Origin of the sequence: Pontibacter chinhatensis (genome assembly GCF_900113285.1) — a bacterium.
Taxonomy (GTDB): domain Bacteria; phylum Bacteroidota; class Bacteroidia; order Cytophagales; family Hymenobacteraceae; genus Pontibacter; species Pontibacter chinhatensis.
Genome location: NZ_FOOT01000007.1, coordinates 61,974 through 80,876 on the forward strand (window position 1 = coordinate 61,974; position 18,903 = coordinate 80,876).

The following is an 18,903-nucleotide window of genomic DNA, read 5'->3' on the forward strand; positions in this document are numbered from 1 at the left end:
GAAGATGTGGTGATTTCTGAAGTATAGCTATACATTACCCTTGTGCCTGTTGGTCTTTTGCTGCAAGCAGGTGCAGCAGGAGGAGAAACAGGTAGAGATTCCTTTCACACAGGATGATATTACCCAAATCTATAGCTTGGCTTTTGATTCTTTGCTTGGGCATTCGGATAGATGGTTAGATGCAAAGCCTGTAATGGTTAACGATAGTGTAGTTGTGGATGTAATCTTTAGCCCGGAAGATGAACCGCACCATTTTACTGATAGATTATTTTCAGAAGAAAGATATACAGCTAGTGGGAAAGATCTCTTAAAGAAATATGATGGATTCGAAGAAGAGCAGTTCAGAGTAATAATTGCGGATAGTACCTGGAAATTCTATAAGATTGTAGAACCTGGCAGTTTGAATACTTCTTTTAAGTATAAGCTAGTACCTGTGCTGAAAGGTAAAGAATCATATTACGCAGGAGATACCTTAGGTGCTGTTTGGTTGAATAATATTGCTTTCAATAAAAGTGCTGATCATGCTATTGCAGTAGTACTTTTTACTAAAGCTCCGGATTGGGGATTTGAAGAAGCATACTTCTTCACAAAAGAGAATGACAAGTGGAGGGTTGTCGGGCAGAACAGTCTGTTGATCTGGTAAAGTTCTATTTGCAGGAGTTGGTCGCGACCTGTCCGCACAGCACCAATAGCTATGAATCTTATACTTTTAAATTGGCAGTTGCAGACTCCCCTCCTTGGACTACCGAGAACACGAGTTTGAAGGTAGCGAGCGCAGCTCTGAGGGGCAGGGGTGGTTGGCCCGGGTACTCAGATAATCCTGCCCATCCATAAATCCCGCAAATCCTAATTCTGACAAAATTCTATTCTCCAAATTATACCCTACCTTTGCGGGGATAAAGACAAACGCTATGCTCGCTTTTCTGCTGACCTTAGGAGCCTTGCTGGGAGTGGTGATTGCGCTGGCCTATGCCGAGCGCAAGGTGGCCGCTTTTATGCAGGACCGCATGGGACCCACCGAGGCGGGGCCGCAGGGCTCGCTGCAGGCGGTAGCCGACGTGCTGAAGCTGCTGCAGAAAGAAGACATCGTGCCGGCAGCAGCCGATAAAGGCCTGTTCAAGCTGGCGCCTATCCTCATCTTTGCCGCGGTTTTCGCAGGCTTTGCCGTGATTCCCTTCACACCGGACCTGGTGCCGGCCGGTATTGGCATTGGCGTATTTTACCTGCTGGCCATTATTTCGCTGGATGTGGTGGGGCTGCTGATGGCCGGCTGGGGCTCGAATAACAAGTATGCCATGCTGGGCGCGATGCGCTCGGTGGCACAAATTGTGTCCTATGAGATTCCGGCGGGGCTGGCTATACTTTCGGTGGTGATGGTGTGCCAGTCACTGGACTTCCAGGAGATTAGCTACCAGCAAGGGGCGCTGATGAACCAGTTCCCGGGACTGGAGTATGAGATGAACTGGCTTTTCGGCATTGAGGCCTTGGGTATCAACACCACTACCATCGGCGGCATCACGACCTGGAACATTTTCCGGGCACCTATACTTTTAGTAGCCTTTATCATCTACTTTATCGCCTCGCTGGCCGAGAGCAACCGCGCGCCCTTCGACATCCCAGAGGCGGAGTCGGAGCTGGTGGCGGGTTTCCACGTAGAGTATTCGGGTTTCCGGTTTGCGGTGCTGTTTCTGGCTGAGTATAGTATGATGGTGCTGGTATGCCTGGTGGCCGTAGTGCTTTTCCTGGGAAGCTGGAACACGCCTTTACCGAACATTGGCCCCGTGGCGCTGGCCTACTGGACTTCCGGCACGCCTGGCGAAATCTCAAGTATACTGTGGGGCATTTTCTGGTTGCTGAGCAAGACCTTTATACTTTTATTTCTGCAGTTGCAGCTCCGCTGGACCTATCCGCGCCTGCGCGTAGACCAGCTCATGCACCTGTGTTGGAAAGTGCTCACGCCGGTAGCGCTGGCCGTGGTTTTAATAGCCGGCATCTGGCGGTTGTTGATGATTTAAATTAGACTCAATAGAGGGAAATCATATACAGTTGATAGCAGGTTAATGCACAAGTTTATAGAGGCACTCAGGAAGAGATTGCAGGAGCCACTACCCGGTGAAGCTGCTCATAACCTAATGTCAAGTATAAACCGGAATAACCTTAAACTCAGAGCAAAGCCGGATAGCCAGACGAAAGAAAGCGCTGTACTGATATTGTTTTACCAGGATGGAAACAAAATAAAGCTGCCACTTATCCTGCGGCCTGTTTATGCGGGCGTACATAGCGGCCAGATAGGATTGCCTGGAGGCAGAAGGGAAGAGACCGATGCAAATTTCTACGAAACGGCCTTAAGAGAGGCACAGGAAGAAATAGGCATCAACCCGGCAGAGGTCACGGTTATTGGCCACCTGAGCGACCTCTTTGTATTTGCCAGCAACCATATGGTGCATCCGGTGGTGGGCTATATGGAGCAAAAGCCGGCTTTTTTGCTGGACCCCAGGGAAGTGGACCAATTGATAGAAGTACCGCTCTCCACGCTGCTCGATACAAGCATCAGGGGTATTACGAATTTTGTAGTATCTGGCAACATCGAGATTTCTGCGCCTTATTTTGGTGTTGATGGCCATACAGTCTGGGGTGCTACGGCTATGATGCTGAGTGAGTTGCTAAGTATAATAAATGAGCTGGAAGAGGATGCACGCTGAGTGCTTTGAGCTCTTAATTCAAATTTATTAACTTGAACGAAGTGAAAAAACATACAGGTTTTGGGTACGTGGTGAAGTCGCTGGTGAGCGGACTTGGCCTGACGTGGCGGCACTTTAAGAACGCCCGCAACCGCCGCACACCGGAGTATGTGTCGGACGAGAACTACTTTAAGCAGCCCGATGGCATGGCTACGCTCAAGTACCCGTACGAGGCCATTCCCGTGCCCGATAACGGCCGCTACCGCCTGCACAACGAGATTGACGACTGCATTGTCTGCGACCTCTGCGCCAAGATATGCCCGGTAAACTGCATTACAATTGAGTCGGTAAAGGCAACGGAAGACATTGGTATGACCTCCGACGGCACCAAAAAACGCCTCTACGCCCAGGTGTTCGACATCGACATGGCCAAATGCTGCTACTGCGGCCTCTGCACCACCGTTTGCCCCACCGACTGCCTCACCATGACGCCGGTGTACGATTTTGCGGAAGTAAACATCAAGAACATGGTCTACCACTTCACCGACCTCACGCCCGAACAGGCCGAGGAGAAGAAGCAGTTGCTGGCCAAGCAGCAAGAGGAGATGGCCGCCGCCAAAGCAGCCGCGCTGGCGGCGAGGAAGCAGGGGTAAAGTATGATTCAGGTTGATGAGATACTTGAATTTACAAGAGCTTATACTTCTAGTAATAAAGTACAAGAAGAGTCCGATATCTATGACGATTTAGATTTGGCTGGGGACGATTTCCATGATTTTATAGAGCATTTTGCTGCCAGATACGAAGTAGATTTAACTGCCTATTTGTGGTATTTCCATGCTGATGAGGAAGGCTTGAATTTGGGATCTTGGTTCTTTAAGCCACCTTATGCAAGAGTAAAGAGAATTCCTGTTACACCCAAAATGTTAACCAATTTTGCAAATAGTAGGAAATGGACGGTTAAGTATCCGGAGCATCATCTACCAGAAAGAAGATATGATTTACTCTTCAATCAGATTGTTTCAGTTATTATGCTTTTAGTGCTGGCTATACTTCTGCTATACAAATATTGGGGATAATTGATAAATGTTAACTGATAACTGAAAAGATGCTTTTCTACCTCTTCGCCATACTTGCTATACTTTCGGCAGCCTACGTGGTGCTGACGCGCAACCTGCTGTATGCTGGGTTTTCGCTGCTGATAACCTTGCTAAGTATAGCTGGCATTTACGTGCTGCTGTTTGCCGATTTTATAGCTGTCACGCAACTAATGGTGTATGTGGGTGGTGTGCTGGTGCTTATATTGTTCGGCATCATGCTCAGCAGCCGCGTGCACAACAAGTCGGTGCTCTCGGAGAGCGTGAACAAAGTATGGGGCACGCTGGTGGCCGGGCTTATACTTGTCGGGCTGAGCTATGCCATACTGAAGGCGAACGTTGCCTCGCTGCCCTGGCTGCAGACCTCGGAGGTAGATGTGCTGGGCAATCAGAAAAGCAGGGTGCAAAGTATAGGCATTAAGCTGATGACCGATTTTGTGGTGCCCTTTGAGCTGGCCTCGCTGCTGCTGCTCATCGCCCTGATGGGTGCCGCCTATGTTGCCACCGAAAAACAGAACGCATAAGTATGGAGCAGATTCCCTTAGAGCATATTTTACTCCTGAGCGCGGTCCTTTTCAGCATCGGTGTATTGGCTGTTATTTCCAAGCGCCATGCGGTGGTGGTACTGATGGGCATTGAGTTGATTTTTAATGCCGCCAACCTCAACCTGGTCGCTTTCAGCCGCCATGATCCCACGTTGCTGCAGGGCCAGATGTTCTCCCTCTTCGTAATCCTGGTGGCCGCTGCCGAGGCGGCCGTGGCGCTGGCCATTGTGCTGCGGGTGTACCAGTACTTTAAAACAGCCAACCTGAACGAGGTGTCGACGCAGGAGTAACTTTTCCTGCCGCAAGTTTTCAACTTGTGGCTTTGCATAATGTTGAGTTTGTAACTCAACTGGGGCGGAGGGCCAGGTTATCTACTAAAGGGCATCCCGATTTAAGTACTCATTTATACTTTTCTGCTCCGCAGCTGGCTTAACTATCCCTGAAATCTCCCCCAAAGTATACTTATAAGTTTAAAGCAATATAGTTAACTTTGCCCGCTGTTTGCTGGCCCCGGCCATGCCTATCCGTAACAAAACCAGAAGTATACTTTGGAGCTATCCGAACTCTTAAAGCCTTTGGCGGGCACACCCCAAACCACCACCGCGCTGGTGGTGCTGTTGCTGCCGCTGCTGGGTTTTCTGGTGCTGTTTATGTTGGGCAAACGCCTGCCGCGCCAAGGCGACTGGCTCGCTATTGGGCTAACGGCCGTAGCGTTTATACTTTCCGGGTGGCTGTTTTGGCAGACCTGGAACACGGCTACGTTTCATACGCGCACTACCTGGTTCAGTCTGCCAGGTAACTCCCTGACCGATTTTACGGCAGGTATTCTGCTCGATAACCTCACGGTGCTGATGCTGGTGATTGTCACTTTCATCTCGCTGCTGGTGCAGCTGTTTTCGATGGGCTACATGCACGGCGACAAGGGCTACAGCCGCTACTTTGCCTTCCTGGGCCTGTTTACCTTTAGCATGTTGGGGATTGTGCTGGTGGACAACCTGCTGCTGCTGTTCATGTTCTGGGAGCTGGTGGGACTTTCCTCGTACCTGCTCATTGGTTTCTGGTTTCATAAACCGGCGGCGGTGGCGGCCAACAAAAAAGCTTTCCTCGTCAACCGCATCGGCGATATCGGGCTGCTGCTCGGGCTGTTCGCCTTCTATACTTATTTCCGCACCTTCGATTTGGAGGCGCTGCGCCTGCTCATCGGGAACGGTGTCTGGGAGGGTGGCAGTTTCGTGACGACCTATACGTTGAATAACCAGGAGTGGCTGGTGGAGCTGGGGCCGGTCTTCCTGACGGTGGCAGGGCTGGGGCTGTTTATGGGCTGTGTGGGCAAGTCGGCGCAGTTTCCGCTGCAGGTCTGGCTGCCGGATGCCATGCAAGGACCAACACCGGTTTCGGCGCTCATCCATGCAGCTACCATGGTGGCGGCTGGGGTATACCTGGTGGCGCGTTGCTATGCTTTTTTTACGCCGGAGGCGCTTACTGTAATTGCCCTGGTAGGTGCTATAACAGCCCTGATTGGCGCTCTGGTGGCACTCACGCAGTATGACATCAAAGCCGTGCTGGCTTTCTCGACCATCTCGCAGCTGGGCTATATGGTGATGGGCATGGGCGTAGGCGCACACGATGCGGCGCTGTTTCACCTGTCTACCCACGCCTTTTTCAAGGCCGCGCTCTTCCTCAACTCGGGCATCATCATCCACGCCATGCACAGGGGCCTGCACCAGCACCACCTGTCCCTCGACGCGCAGGACATCCGAAACATGGGCGGGCTGCGCAAAGCCATGCCACTCACGTTTTATACGTACCTGGTTGCCGCTGCTGCCCTGGTGGGCTTGCCGCTGTTCTCAGGATTCTTGTCAAAAGACGCCATTCTTTCCGGTAGCTGGGCCTGGGCGCAAACCATGGGAGGCGGTTTATACTTTGTCATTCCGGTAATAGGGTTCACGGTCGTGCTGCTCACGGCTTTCTACATGGCGCGACACATGTGGTTTATCTTCTTCGGCGAGTTCAGGGCAGCATTTCCGGTGCAGGACCTGCGGCTGAAGGCAGGGCAGGAGATAGAGCGCGAGATGCTGTTGCCGGTGATCCTGCTGGCTATACTTTCGCTGGGCATTTTCTTCTCGCTCAACCCATTGAGTTTCGGCGGCAGCTGGCTCCTGCAGGGCATCAGCCTGGAAAACCTATCCACGTCTTACATTTTATCCGATGAACTGGTGCAGGCGGTGATAGCGCGCGATGCGGCCAACCATACGTTGCACCTGGTGTTCGGTATACTTTCCACTTTGCTCGCGGCAGCGGGTATTAGTTGGGCTATTCTAAAGTATAAAAGCAGAACAGCAGAGCAGTTTCTGCACGAGCAGCCGCAGGGCAGGCTGGCGCAATTCTCGCAGCAGCATTTCCGCCTCAACGAGTTTTACAATAGAACTTTTGTGCAGCCCACGCTTCGGCTAGGCCACCAGCTGTACCGCATCGACATAAAAGTTATTGACTATGTGCTAAACAATGGCAGCAAGGCGCTGGTGATCCTGGCTAAGTTTATAGCCTGGGTGGACCGCTGGGTAGTGGATGGGCTGGTGTGGCTGGTGGGGGCACTCTCAAAAGTAATGGGGCGTGTGGGCCGCGGGCTGCAGAACGGTAAGGTGCAAAGTTACTTCGCCTACTCGCTATTCGGATTTATTTTACTGATGCTATATATCATCCTGTTTTGATAGTACCTTTGGGAGTAGGATTTACCAATCAGCTATTAACAAGCAACAATAAGTACAGTTGAACGATTTTATACTCACTAGCCTCATTTTTACACCCTTATTGGCAGCGCTTGTCATCTTGCTGTTGCCGGTGCGCCTGCACAAGCCCATAAAGGCAGTGACCTTGCTGGCGGCCCTGGTGCAGATGGGGCTGGCTATACTTTTATACTTCCGGTTCGACGGAGGCGCGGCGGCCAACGGACAGATGGGTTACCAGTTTGTGCAGAAACTCAACTGGATAGGCTTCTCGCTCGGCAACCTGGGGCGTTTTCAAATCGACTACTTCGTGGGCGTGGACGGGGTGAGCATCAGCCTGGTGCTGCTCACGGGCCTGGTGGGCGTGATCGGGGTGATCTCCTCCTGGAACATCACCAAAAATGTGAAAGGCTATTTCCTGCTCTACCTGCTGCTGCTCACCAGCGTGATGGGCTGTTTTCTGGCGCTGGATTTCTTCCTCTTCTACCTCTTCTTCGAGTTCATGCTCCTGCCCATGTACTTTCTCATCGGCATCTGGGGCGGCCCGAAGCGCGAATATGCTGCTATCAAGTTCTTCATTTATACGTTGGTGGGCTCCCTTTTCATCCTGATTGTGATGATCGGGCTTTATACTTCGGTGATTGATCCGGCGGCTACGGCCGTGCAGATGGGGCTGCTGGAACAAGGGCAAGCGGCCAGTGCCGAGGTGCTGACGCAGGTGCAGCAAATGCTGCAGCGCAACCAGATCAGCAACTACAACCTGGTGCATACATTCAGCATCCCAGCCATGATGGAGCCGGCCAACTTTATCCCGAACAGCCTGCTGCACGTGCTCTCGGGAAGTATACTTTGGGACATGCCGCTGCGCTTTATTGCGTTCCTGCTGCTGTTTGCCGGGTTTGCCATCAAGGTACCGTCGGTGCCGGTGCACACCTGGCTGCCCGATGCGCACGTAGAGGCGCCCACGCCCATCTCAGTGCTGCTGGCGGCTATACTTCTGAAAGTGGGCGGTTATGGCCTGATCCGCATCGTGTACCCTATTTTCCCGGATGCCGGTACCTACTTCTCCATACTTGTCGGGGGCCTGGGCGTGCTGTCGATTATCTACGGGGCGATGAACGCACTCGCCATGAAGGATCTGAAGAAGCTGATTGCTTACTCGTCGGTGTCGCACATGGGCTTTGTGCTGCTGGGGCTGGCCACGCTCACCAACGAGGGCGTGAACGGCGCCATCTACATGATGTTTAGCCACGGCATTATCTCGGCCATGCTCTTTTTGGTGGTGGGCGTGATTTACGACCGTGCCCACGACCGCATGATCCATAACTTTCGGGGCCTGGCCAACGCCATGCCGGCTTATACTGCCTTTGTGGTGGTGGCCTTCTTCGCCTCACTGGGGATGCCGGGCTTCTCCGGGTTTATCTCCGAGTTATTGGTGCTGGTGGGCGGTTTTGGCGCGCCGGAGGCCACAGGCCTGTTGCCGCGCTGGCTTACCATTGTAGCGGTATTCGGCCTGCTGCTGAGTGCTGCTTACTACCTGTGGGCGCTGCAGCGCATGTTCTTCGGCAAGTTCTGGATTTTCCCGGAGCTGCGCCAGAATGCCCTCATCACCGACCTAAACGCGAGAGAGTACCTGATGCTGGTGCCGCTGGCGGTGCTGGCCCTGGTCTTCGGCATTTTTCCGCACCTGCTGCTGGACAAGATTGGCCTGACAGTGAACGGTTACACGGAGATGGTGCTGCTGCGCGGACAGGAGCAGCTGGGTTTAATTATATCAACATTACAGAAATAAGTGAACGAGCAGGCGGTATACTTGTCGGATAAGCTGGATGCCATACTTGCCGGGGCGGGCTCGCTGCTGCCGGAGTTGGTGCTGGCCGGCTTCTTTCTGCTGCTTGTCACGCTCGACCTGTTCAAAATGCCAAGTATAAAAAGGCTCTTGCCCTGGCTGGCCCTGACCGGCTTGTTCTGGGTGCTGGTGCTGCAGGTGCTGGGCGGCTATACTTCCGGCGACGAGCCTTTCCTGGATTTACTGCTTTCAGATGGGATGGCCCGCTTTGGGGGGATTCTCTTTAGCGCGGCAGGTATTTTTACCGTGCTGATGTCCTTGCAGCACCCGCGGCTGGAGAAGCTGCAGGAGGGCCGCGGCGAGTTCTATGCGCTTATACTTATCTTGGTGCTAGGCCTCAACCTGATGGCCAAGTCGGTGAACCTGCTGATGGTGTTCCTGGCCATTGAGCTGGTTTCCATTGCCTCCTATATCCTTACCCTTACCTTTAAGCAGGAAAAACGTGCCGTGGAGGCTGGTCTTAAGTATGTGCTGTACGGTACGCTGTCGGCTGGCGTGATGCTGTACGGTATGTCGTTTTTCTATGGCCTGACGGGGACGCTCAACTACGCCTCGGAGGACTTTGCGCTGGGGCTGCTGCAGGCCGACACGCTGCTGGTAACAGTGGCGGCGGTGCTGGTGCTGGCCGGATTTTTCTTTAAAATCTCTGCGGCCCCTTTTCATTTCTGGGCACCGGATGTGTACCAGGGCGCACCGATGCCGGTGGTGGCGCTATTCTCTACTGGCCCCAAGATGGCCGGTATCCTGGTTATACTTCGCTTTGTGGAGAACTTTACCGACGCCGAAGCCTTTGCCGACGTGCAGCTGCTGCTGGGAATAGCGGCGCTGGTAACACTAGCCATCGGTAACTTTACGGCCCTGTGGCAACGCACACCCCGCAGGCTGCTGGCCTACTCTTCTGTATCCCATGCCGGGTTCCTGCTGACGGCGCTGCTGGCCTTTGGCACGGGCTATACGTCCAGTGTGCTGTTTTACCTCACGGTGCTGCTGTTCATGAACTTTGGTATCTTTCTGCTGCTGCAGGTGGCCGAGGAAAAGTATGGCGTTCAAACGCTGGAGGATTTTTCGGGGTTGGGTCGCTTGCTGCCATACTTCGGGGTGATGTCCGTGCTCTACTTGCTCTCGCTCACGGGGCTGCCGCCGCTGGCCGGTTTTATGGGCAAGCTCCTCATTTTTAGTAATGTGTGGGAGGCCTATACTTTGTCAGGAAACAGCATGCTGCTGGCGCTGTTAATCATCGGAATCCTGCTGACGGGGGTGGCGCTTTTTTACTATATCAAGATACCATACTACCTTTTCTTCAAAAGGAATCAATCTCACGAAAATTTAGTTATTTCACCGTCAGATAAACTGATGCTGGCACTGTTCGCCTTGCCGCTGCTGGTCTTTTTCTTTAAACCCGACCTGCTGCTGCACTGGATAGAGCAATTACTGGCCCAGACACTTTAATGCACATATGAGCGACGCAATTAAGCACGAATGTGGTATCGCCCTAATCAGGCTCCGAAAACCAATCAGTTATTATGCCGACAAGTATGGCACTCCGATGTACGGCATCAACAAGCTGTACCTGCTCATGCAGAAGCAGCACAACCGCGGCCAGGATGGTGCGGGCGTGGCCAGCATCAAAATCAACGCGCTGCCTGGCATCGACTACATCAGCCGTTTCCGCTCTGTAAAAACCCGCGCCATTGACAGCATCTTTGGCAAAATCTCCAAGGAGTACCGCAAGCTGAAGGAGAACTACCCCGACCAGGTAGAGGATGTGGAGTGGGTGTGGGAGAACCTGCCTTTCCTGGGCGATGTGTACCTGGGCCACCTGCGCTACGGCACCCACGGCGTGAACAGCGTGGACAGCTGCCACCCGATGGTGCGCGAGAACAACTGGCGCAGCCGCTCGCTGGCCGTGGCCGGTAACTTTAACATGACCAACGTGGACGAGCAGTTTAACAAACTGCTGGACCTGGGGCAGCACCCCAAGCATAAATCCGACACCATCACCGTACTGGAGAAAATCGGCCACTTCCTGGACGAAGAGAACCAGATGCTGTTCGACGAGTTCAAGAAAGGCGACTATACGAACAAGGAAATCACCACGCTGATTGAGCAGCACCTGAACCTGCAGCGCGTGCTCAAGCGTGCCTGTAAGGACTTTGACGGCGGCTACGCCATGGCTGGCCTCACCGGTTTCGGCTCCTCTTTCGTGGTACGCGACCCGAACGGCATCCGCCCGGCTTACTACTACATGGATGATGAGGTGGTGGTAGTAGCTTCGGAGAAGCCTGCCATCAAAACCGCCTTCGGCATAGAGTATAACGAGATTAAGGAAATCGCCCCCGGCCACGCCCTGATTGTGGACAAGGCCGGCAACCCGGAGATGAAGGAGATTGTGGAGCCGCGCGAGAAACTCTCCTGCAGCTTTGAACGCATTTACTTCTCCCGCGGCAACGACCCGGAGATTTATACCGAGCGCAAGAACATGGGTAAACTGCTTTGCCGGCAGATTCTGGAGGCCGTAAACTACGACCTGAAAAATACCGTGTTCTCGTATATTCCCAACACCGCCGAGACTTCATGGTTGGGTATGATGAAGGGTATCGAGAACCACCTGCGCGATTACCGCAAGCAAGCCATTCTAAACCAAAAACTTACAGAAGAAGAACTCGACGAAATCCTGCAGTTTAAGCCACGTGCCGAGAAACTGGTGATAAAAGATGTAAAGCTGCGTACCTTCATTACCGACGACGACAGCCGCAACGACCTGGTAACGCACGTGTACGACACAACCTATGAGGTGGTGAAGAAAGGCGTGGATACCCTGGTGGTACTCGACGACTCGATTGTGCGCGGCACGACGCTGGAGAAGAGCATCATCAAAATGCTCGACAAGCTGGAACCGAAGAAGATCATCATCGTGTCCTGCGCGCCGCAGATCCGCTACCCCGACTGCTATGGCATCGACATGTCCAGAATGAAGGAGTTTGTGGCTTTCAGAGCCCTGCTGGACCTGCTGAAAGACAGGGGACAATCGCATAAGGTGCAGGAAACCTATAACAAGTGTGTGGCCGCGGCCGGCACACCTGCCTTTAAGCAGACAAACTTTGTGCAGGAACTCTACAACATGTTCACGCATGATGAGATTTCAAACAAAGTAGCCCAAATCGTAAAAGCACCGGACGTGAAGGCAGAGGTACAGGTGATCTACCAGACCATTGAGGACCTGCACCAGGCCTGCCCGAACCACAAAGGCGATTGGTACTTTACAGGCAACTACCCAACTCCAGGTGGTACAGGCGTCGTGAACCGCGCTTTCATGAACTACATTGAGAATAAATCCGGAAGGGCTTATTAAGAAGTATAAAGTATAAATCTATACTTAAACCGGCCGCTGCATCGAATGTAGCGGCCGGTTTTGTTTTAGCAGTTAAATTTCCGCTGAGCCTATGCTCATAACGTTGTTTGGGATATCCAAGTCTGGAAATTTCCTGCAGCGAATTTCTCTTCCAATTGCTGGCGCGGGTTTGCAACCCGTGCTTACCTATGATGTTGGGTTTGTAACCCAACTGGCTTGAAAAGCCATACTTTATACTTTAGCTATACTTCTTATACTTCCCCATTTAGACTTTTGGTCTATACTTTCTAGCCGCTGCTTCCCGCAACTTGACACAAGCTATCCTTACTAGCTGCTGTTCATCCTCCAGGTTTACAAACCTATAGTTGCATCTCTGGCTTTGGCTCCCTCAAGGCCGGGAGGCCTCGCCTTCGGGCATCGCGCGGTGTACATTTCCTGCCCTCGTACCTCGGGCTGCCTACGGCACCGGAAATCTACAAGGCGCTCAACCCAAAGGCTGGGAAGCATTCGATAGCCACTGCTGTTGCTGTCATCTCGACCTATGGGAGAGATCTGAATAAAATTCCAGATAGATCTCTCGCACTGCTCGAGATGACAAAGAATAGAGCAAGTATAATTCCCCTCCTCGGAGGGGCTAGGGGTGGGTTTACACCTGTACAAACTCCCTCCCCTGTTCTTAGGGGAGGGTAGGGGTGGGGTGAAATACCCCTCCTTAGCCAAGGAGGGGCCAGGGGTGGTTGGACCCAGTATTCACCCAAACCACCAAAGAAAATCCCCCTCCTCATTAAGCCTTCAGCAGCAACAACAGTCAAAGGTGGCAATTTCGGGTGCAGAGGAGCTGATATAGCAGGAAAACCATACTGCGATATAGCATTTTACCTGCCTGATGCTTAACTTGATATCCGAAACTTGTCTAAACCTTAAACTTTTATTCCAACCTTACGAATGAAGAAAATTCTAACCATTGCAGCCTGTCTCACCTTCAGTGCAGGCGGTGTGATGGCGCAGCAGACCTTTCCGCGGAACGGCGTCTACGACGAGCGCGCCGGACTCGTGGTCTTCACCAATGCCACCGTCCACACCGACTACAAAACCACTATTTCTAACGCCACCCTCGTTATCCGCAACGGCAAAGTAGAGGCCGTGGGCACGAACGTAAAGGTGCCGGCCGGAGCCGTGGTGATGGATGCCGCCGGTAAGCACATTTACCCTGGCCTGGTGGATATGTACAGCGACTATGGCCTGCCGGAAGTGAAGGTAGAGCGCCGCAACTGGCGTGCTGCCCCGCAGATGGAGTCTACCAAGCAGGGCGCCTATAACTGGAACGAGGCTATCCGCCCGGAGACAAATGCAGTAGAATTGTTTAAGGTAGATGCCAAGAAAGCCGATGAACTGCGCAAGCAAGGCTTCGGCACCGTGCTGACGGTGCACCGCGACGGTATTGCCCGTGGCACGGCTGCCCTGGTAACATTGGCCGAGAAACGCGAGAACGAGGTGGTGCTGAAAGACAAAGCCGCCGCCGCCCTTTCCTTCGACAAAGGTACGTCCAAGCAGGATTACCCGAACTCACTGATGGGTTCGGTAGCGCTGCTGCGCCAGACCTACCTCGATGCCCAGTGGAATGCACAAAATCCGCAGAAAGAGCAGAATATTTCCCTGCGGGCCTTTACACAGGCAAACAGCTTCCCGCAGATTTTTGAGGCTGACAATAAGCTGAACATTCTGCGTGCCGATAAGGTGGGCGATGAGTTTGGCAAACAGTATATCATGAAGGGTGCCGGAGACGAGTACCAGATGCTGCCGCAAATTAAAGCCACCAACGCACCTGTTATCCTGTCGCTGGCTTTCCCAGACGCTTACAACGTGGAGGACCCGTTTGATGCCCGCCGTGTGGCCCTAGAAGACATGAAGCACTGGGAAATGGCCCCTGCCAATGCGGCCCTGCTGCAGAAAGCGGGCGTAACCATCGCCTTCACGGCCCACGACCTGAAAGACAAAAAGGACTTCCTGCCCAACCTGCGCAAAGCCGTAAAGTATGGCCTGAGCGAGGAAGAAGCGCTGAAGGCCCTGACCGCTACACCTGCTAAACTCCTGAGCGCAGATAACCTGGTGGGCAGCTTGAACAAAGGCATGCTGGCCAACTTCATTATCACCTCCGACAATCTTTTCTCGGAAGACGGCGTGATTCTGGAGAACTGGGTACAGGGCGAGCAGTACAAAGTATCCGACCTGCCCACTGATTACCGTGGCGTTTATACCTTAAAGCTGGGTAACGACACCGGTCGCAAGCTCCTGATCAACGGTTCCGCCGAGAAACCGGAACTGCAGGTAATTTCTAAAGACACGGTAAAAGGCAACCTGAGCATCAAAGGGAACCTGGTAACCATCTCTTTTGCCGAAAGCAAAGACAGCAAGGAGAGCATCCGCCTGAGCGGCTGGGTAGCCGGCAAAAACCTGCAGGGCGAAGGCCAGTTGCCAAATGCTTCTGCTGTAAAATGGCTGGCGTCTTACTCCGAGGCCATGACCGAGCAAGCCAAGAAAGAGCGCGCCAAGAAAGAGGCGGACACTGCGATCGGAAGTATGATTTTCCCATTCCGCGCCTATGGCCAGCCAGAGCTACCGAAGCAGGAGACCATCCTTATCAAAAAAGCCACTGTTTGGACAAACGAGAAAGAAGGCAAGCTGGAGAATGCTGACGTGCTGATCAAAAACGGCAAGATTGCCAAAGTTGGCAAGAACCTGAGCGAGTCCGGCGCCAGGATTGTGGATGGAACCGGCAAGCACGTCACGCCAGGCATCATCGACGAGCACTCGCACATTGCGCTGCATGGCGTGAACGAGGGTACCCAAGCTGTTACCTCTGAGGTGCGCATGGCCGATGTGGTGAATCCGGAGGATATTAACATTTACCGCCAACTGGCCGGTGGGGTAACCACCTCGCAGCTGCTGCACGGCTCGGCTAACCCTATTGGTGGCCAGTCAGCCATTATTAAACTGCGTTGGGGCAAGAGCGCCGACGAGCTGCTGGTAGAGAACGCTGACGGCTACATCAAGTTTGCGCTGGGCGAGAACGTGAAGCAATCGAACTGGGGCAGCACGCAGACCATCCGTTTCCCGCAGTCCCGTATGGGTGTGGAGCAGGTGTTTGTGGACGCCTTCCAGCGTGCTAAAGAGTATGAGCAGGCCTGGAACACTTACAACAAGCTGAGCAAGCGCGACAAAGCCAAAACTCCGTCTCCGCGTCGCGACCTGGAACTAGAGGCGCTGGTGGAAATCCTCAACGAGAAGCGCTTTATCACCTGCCACTCGTACGTGCAGTCCGAAATTAACATGCTGATGAAAGTGGCCGAGGATATGGGCTTTAAGGTGAACACGTTCACGCACATCCTGGAAGGCTACAAAGTGGCCGATAAGATGAAAGAGCATGGCGTAGGTGGCTCTACCTTCGCCGACTGGTGGGCTTACAAGATGGAGGTGAAGGATGCGATTCCGCACAACGCCGGCATCATGAACCAACTGGGCATTGTAACGGCCATCAACTCTGACGACGCCGAGATGGCCCGCCGCCTGAACCAGGAGGCTGCCAAGAGTGTGAAGTATACCGGCATGAGCGAAGAGGACGCCCTGAAAATGGTGACCCTGAACCCGGCCAAGCTCCTGCACCTCGACGACAGAATGGGTAGCATCAAAGCTGGCAAAGACGCCGACGTGGTACTGTGGAACGAGCATCCGCTTTCTATCTACGCTAAGCCGCTGAAGACCTTTGTGGATGGCATTGCCTACTACGATGTGGAGCGCGACGAGCAGATGCGTGTGGATCTGGAGAAAGAGCGCGTGCGTTTGATTCAGAAGATGCTGCAGGCCAAAGCCGGTGGTGCCAAAACGCAAAGCCCTGTGAGCAGAAGAACCCAGGTGATGCACTGCGAGGAAGTAGAGCACAGCGAGGAAGAGGCGTATTTTGCATACTAATTGTTAGTTGTTGCTTGTTAATTGTTGCTCTCGAATTTTGAACAATAAGCAATCAACAATCAAAATTTCAACAATTCATAAAATGAAGATTCATAAAAGATATATATCCGCTTTGGTCGCGCTGCTGTTTGCAGTGCCGGCAGTGGCACAGGTGCCTGCCCCTGCGCCCAAGCAAAGCAAGCCCGTGCTGCTGAAGGGTGCTACCCTGCACGTAGGCAACGGTCAGGTGGTGGAAAATGCCGCTGTAGGTTTCGATAACGGAAAGATCACGTATGCAGGTCCGCAGAGCGGGGCTAACCTGAGCGGCTACGAAGTAGTGGACGTAACGGGCCAGCACATTTACCCGGGCCTAATCCAGCCAAACGCGGCGCTTGGCCTGAACGAGGTGGAAAGCGTACGCGCCACCATCGACTGGCGCGAGGTGGGGGAGATGAACCCGAACGTGCGTTCAGTAATCGCCTATAACACAGATTCCGACATTATCCCGACGGTACGCGCCAATGGTGTACTGATGACGCAGGTGACACCAGTTGGTGGCACGATTGCCGGTACATCGTCTATCGTACAGCTGGACGCCTGGAACTGGGAAGACGCTATCGTGAAGGCAGACGTAGGCATGCACCTGAACTGGCCAAGCATGCTCATCGAAACCGGCAACAGACAAGCCGACGAGCGCCTGCGACGTATGGCTGAGGAGCGTGAGAAAACCATGCTGGAGCTGGATAAGCTGTTCCGCGAGGCAGCGGTTTACAAATCAGGCAAGCACGACAGCCAGAACCTGAAGCTTGCCTCCATGACCGGCTTGTTCGACGGCACGCAAAAGCTGTATATCCACGCCAACTATGGCAAGGAGATGATTGAAGGCGTGAACTTTGCCAAGAAGCACGGCGTGAAGGAAATTGTGGTAGTAGGAGCCCGCGATGCGGTAGCCGTGGCCGACTTCCTGAAAGCCAACAACGTTTCTGTTATTTACTCCGGCGTGCACGCCCTGCCATCCCGTGCGGAGGAGGATGTGGACATGCCATACAAAACGCCATACTTGCTGCACCAGGCGGGCATCCCTTTTGCGTTGGACTATGATTTGGCCATCCACGGCATCCGTAACCTGCCGTTCATCGCTGGCACAGCTGCTGCCTATGGCCTGGACAAAGAGCAGGCGCTGGCCTCTGTTACGCTCAACACCGCCAAAATTTTGGGTGTGGACAAGCAGGTAGGTTCTGTGGAAGTGGGCAAAGATGCAACGTTGGTGGTATCCGCTGGCGACCTGCTGGACATGCGCACCAACAATGTGACGCACGCTTTCATCCAGGGCCGCAAGATAGACCTGACCGACAAGCAGAAGTTCCTCTACGAGAAGTTCAACACCAAGTATAAAGACCAGCAACAGCAGGTTCCGGCTGGTGCTACCTCCTCATCAGCAGGTAAATAATTTATACTTGCTTATAAAGTATAAAAGCGGGTTGCCATATATGGGCAGCCCGCTTTTTTTATTGCTCCTCACTTAGCACAGCAACAGGCGCTTGCTTGAAAACCAGTGTCTGCTCCAATAAAGGCAAGTTTTTCACATCCCGTATCTGGAGGCTAACCTCGGTTTCCGTATCGCCCCAGGCAATTTGCATCACCCCGAAATTCAGTGCCCCGATTTGCTCGCCCACCCGGTAGCGGTTGCCGCCTTTGCTGGGCTTGCGGTGGTGCGTCATGCCGCTGGAGGTAATTTCATAGACGGGCTGCTCATACCCTTGTAGTTCTATTTTGGCTAACTCGCCTACGTGCCGGTCACCGGAAAGCAGGATGGGATTGGCAGGGCGGGTAGTTTCCAGCAGGCGAAGCAGGCGCTTGCGGGCATTGGGAAAGGCTGTCCAACTAGTATAGCTATACCCGGTGGGGAGAATCTGCATGCTGCTGGCGATGATGTTGATCTGTGCATCGCTGTCAGACAGTTCCTCTTCCAGCCACTTCCACTGATCTTCCCCCAATACATCGCCGCCATAGTTGGGCAGGTACAGGCCGAAGAGTCTTCTGAACGGGTCGAGGTGGTAGCGGGTGTCGAGCAGGAAGATTTTTACTTTCTGGTTGCCCTCCCCCAAAGTATAAGTGCGGTAAATGCCTTGCTGCTTGCGTACCGGGGCATCGGCTGGCGCGCCCATGAAATCGAGGAATAGCTGCTGGCTTTGCGCTTTCTGGCTGTAACTGGCGGTGGCGTCGTTGTGCCCGAAATCATGGTCATCCCAGGTGCCGGTTATAGGGGTAGTCTTGATCAGCGCCTGGTACCCGGGGTGCTGCAGCTGGCGGTTATACTTGCTAGCCAGCGTATCCATGTTGTGGGTATCGCCATAGATGTTATCGCCCAGCCACACCCACAGGTCAGGCGAGGCGGCTACCACGGCAGGCCACAGCGGCTGCGGCTCGTCCTGGCTGTTGCAGGAGCCAAAGGCAATGGTGGTGTGTTGCTGGGCCAGCAGCTGGAAGGGGAGCAGGCATAGAAGCACGGCTACCAGCATGCGGCAACCTGAAGTTGGCTTGTCAGTTCGCATAGTGTTTCTACTACACCACCAGGGAACGGAATGTTCCAAAAAACAACCCCTGTGCCGGGGGCGCAGGGGTTGTCCAACAAAATTAACAAACAACAACTACTCTAAAACTGACGCCAGCAGTGAGCTAAATGGCAGTAAAGCCGTCGTGGCATC

14 protein-coding genes are annotated in these 18,903 nt (G+C 53.4%); 13 read left to right on the forward strand and 1 reads right to left on the reverse strand.

Going from position 1 to position 18,903, the window contains the following annotated elements; genetic code table 11:
- Window positions 1-70 precede the first annotated feature (70 nt).
- The 13 genes from BM040_RS17900 (at window position 71) to BM040_RS17960 (ending at window position 17,645) form a co-directional block, all read left to right on the forward strand.
- The gene (locus BM040_RS17900; RefSeq protein ID WP_175491117.1) at window positions 71-643 is read left to right on the forward strand and encodes an exonuclease/endonuclease/phosphatase family protein; all 573 of its coding nucleotides are present in this window, start codon (window positions 71-73) and stop codon (window positions 641-643) included.
- Window positions 644-911: 268 nt separating this feature from the next.
- Window positions 912-2,015, forward strand: coding sequence for a complex I subunit 1/NuoH family protein (locus tag BM040_RS17905; RefSeq protein WP_092104442.1), 1,104 nt, complete (start codon window positions 912-914; stop codon window positions 2,013-2,015).
- Window positions 2,016-2,132: 117 nt separating this feature from the next.
- Entirely contained in the window at window positions 2,133-2,702 is a 570-nt protein-coding gene (locus tag BM040_RS17910) for an NUDIX hydrolase (protein ID WP_245756288.1), read from the forward strand.
- 41 nt (window positions 2,703-2,743) lie between these two features.
- A complete protein-coding gene (locus BM040_RS17915) occupies window positions 2,744-3,334 on the forward strand; it encodes a NuoI/complex I 23 kDa subunit family protein (protein WP_175491118.1) in 591 nt (196 codons plus the stop codon).
- A gap of 3 nt (window positions 3,335-3,337) precedes the next feature.
- Entirely contained in the window at window positions 3,338-3,757 is a 420-nt protein-coding gene (locus BM040_RS17920; RefSeq protein WP_092104447.1) for a DUF1493 family protein, read from the forward strand.
- Window positions 3,758-3,786: 29 nt separating this feature from the next.
- Window positions 3,787-4,299, forward strand: a complete 513-nt coding sequence (locus BM040_RS17925; protein WP_092104449.1) for an NADH-quinone oxidoreductase subunit J family protein — start codon at window positions 3,787-3,789, stop codon at window positions 4,297-4,299.
- A 2-nt stretch (window positions 4,300-4,301) separates the two neighbouring features.
- Window positions 4,302-4,610 carry an NADH-quinone oxidoreductase subunit NuoK gene (gene nuoK, locus BM040_RS17930; RefSeq protein WP_092104451.1) on the forward strand — a complete coding sequence of 103 codons (309 nt, stop codon included), beginning with the start codon at window positions 4,302-4,304 and terminating at the stop codon, window positions 4,608-4,610.
- 258 nt (window positions 4,611-4,868) lie between these two features.
- Window positions 4,869-7,031, forward strand: coding sequence for an NADH-quinone oxidoreductase subunit L (nuoL, locus tag BM040_RS17935; RefSeq protein WP_092104453.1), 2,163 nt, complete (start codon window positions 4,869-4,871; stop codon window positions 7,029-7,031).
- A 58-nt stretch (window positions 7,032-7,089) separates the two neighbouring features.
- A complete protein-coding gene (locus BM040_RS17940) occupies window positions 7,090-8,838 on the forward strand; it encodes a complex I subunit 4 family protein (protein WP_092104455.1) in 1,749 nt (582 codons plus the stop codon).
- Window positions 8,839-10,344, forward strand: a complete 1,506-nt coding sequence (locus BM040_RS17945) for an NADH-quinone oxidoreductase subunit N (protein ID WP_092104457.1) — start codon at window positions 8,839-8,841, stop codon at window positions 10,342-10,344. It begins immediately after the preceding gene.
- A gap of 7 nt (window positions 10,345-10,351) precedes the next feature.
- On the forward strand, window positions 10,352-12,247 hold the full coding sequence (locus BM040_RS17950) for an amidophosphoribosyltransferase (RefSeq protein ID WP_092104459.1): 1,896 nt from the start codon (window positions 10,352-10,354) through the stop codon (window positions 12,245-12,247).
- A gap of 945 nt (window positions 12,248-13,192) precedes the next feature.
- Window positions 13,193-16,216 (forward strand): amidohydrolase family protein, encoded by a 3,024-nt coding sequence (locus BM040_RS17955; protein ID WP_092104461.1) that lies wholly within the window; start codon window positions 13,193-13,195, stop codon window positions 16,214-16,216.
- A gap of 82 nt (window positions 16,217-16,298) precedes the next feature.
- The gene (locus tag BM040_RS17960) at window positions 16,299-17,645 is read left to right on the forward strand and encodes an amidohydrolase family protein (RefSeq protein ID WP_092104464.1); all 1,347 of its coding nucleotides are present in this window, start codon (window positions 16,299-16,301) and stop codon (window positions 17,643-17,645) included.
- A gap of 58 nt (window positions 17,646-17,703) precedes the next feature.
- Here the strand turns inward: BM040_RS17960 and BM040_RS17965 are convergent, their stop codons facing one another.
- A complete protein-coding gene (locus tag BM040_RS17965) occupies window positions 17,704-18,750 on the reverse strand; it encodes an alkaline phosphatase D family protein (protein ID WP_092104466.1) in 1,047 nt (348 codons plus the stop codon).
- Window positions 18,751-18,903 lie beyond the last annotated feature (153 nt).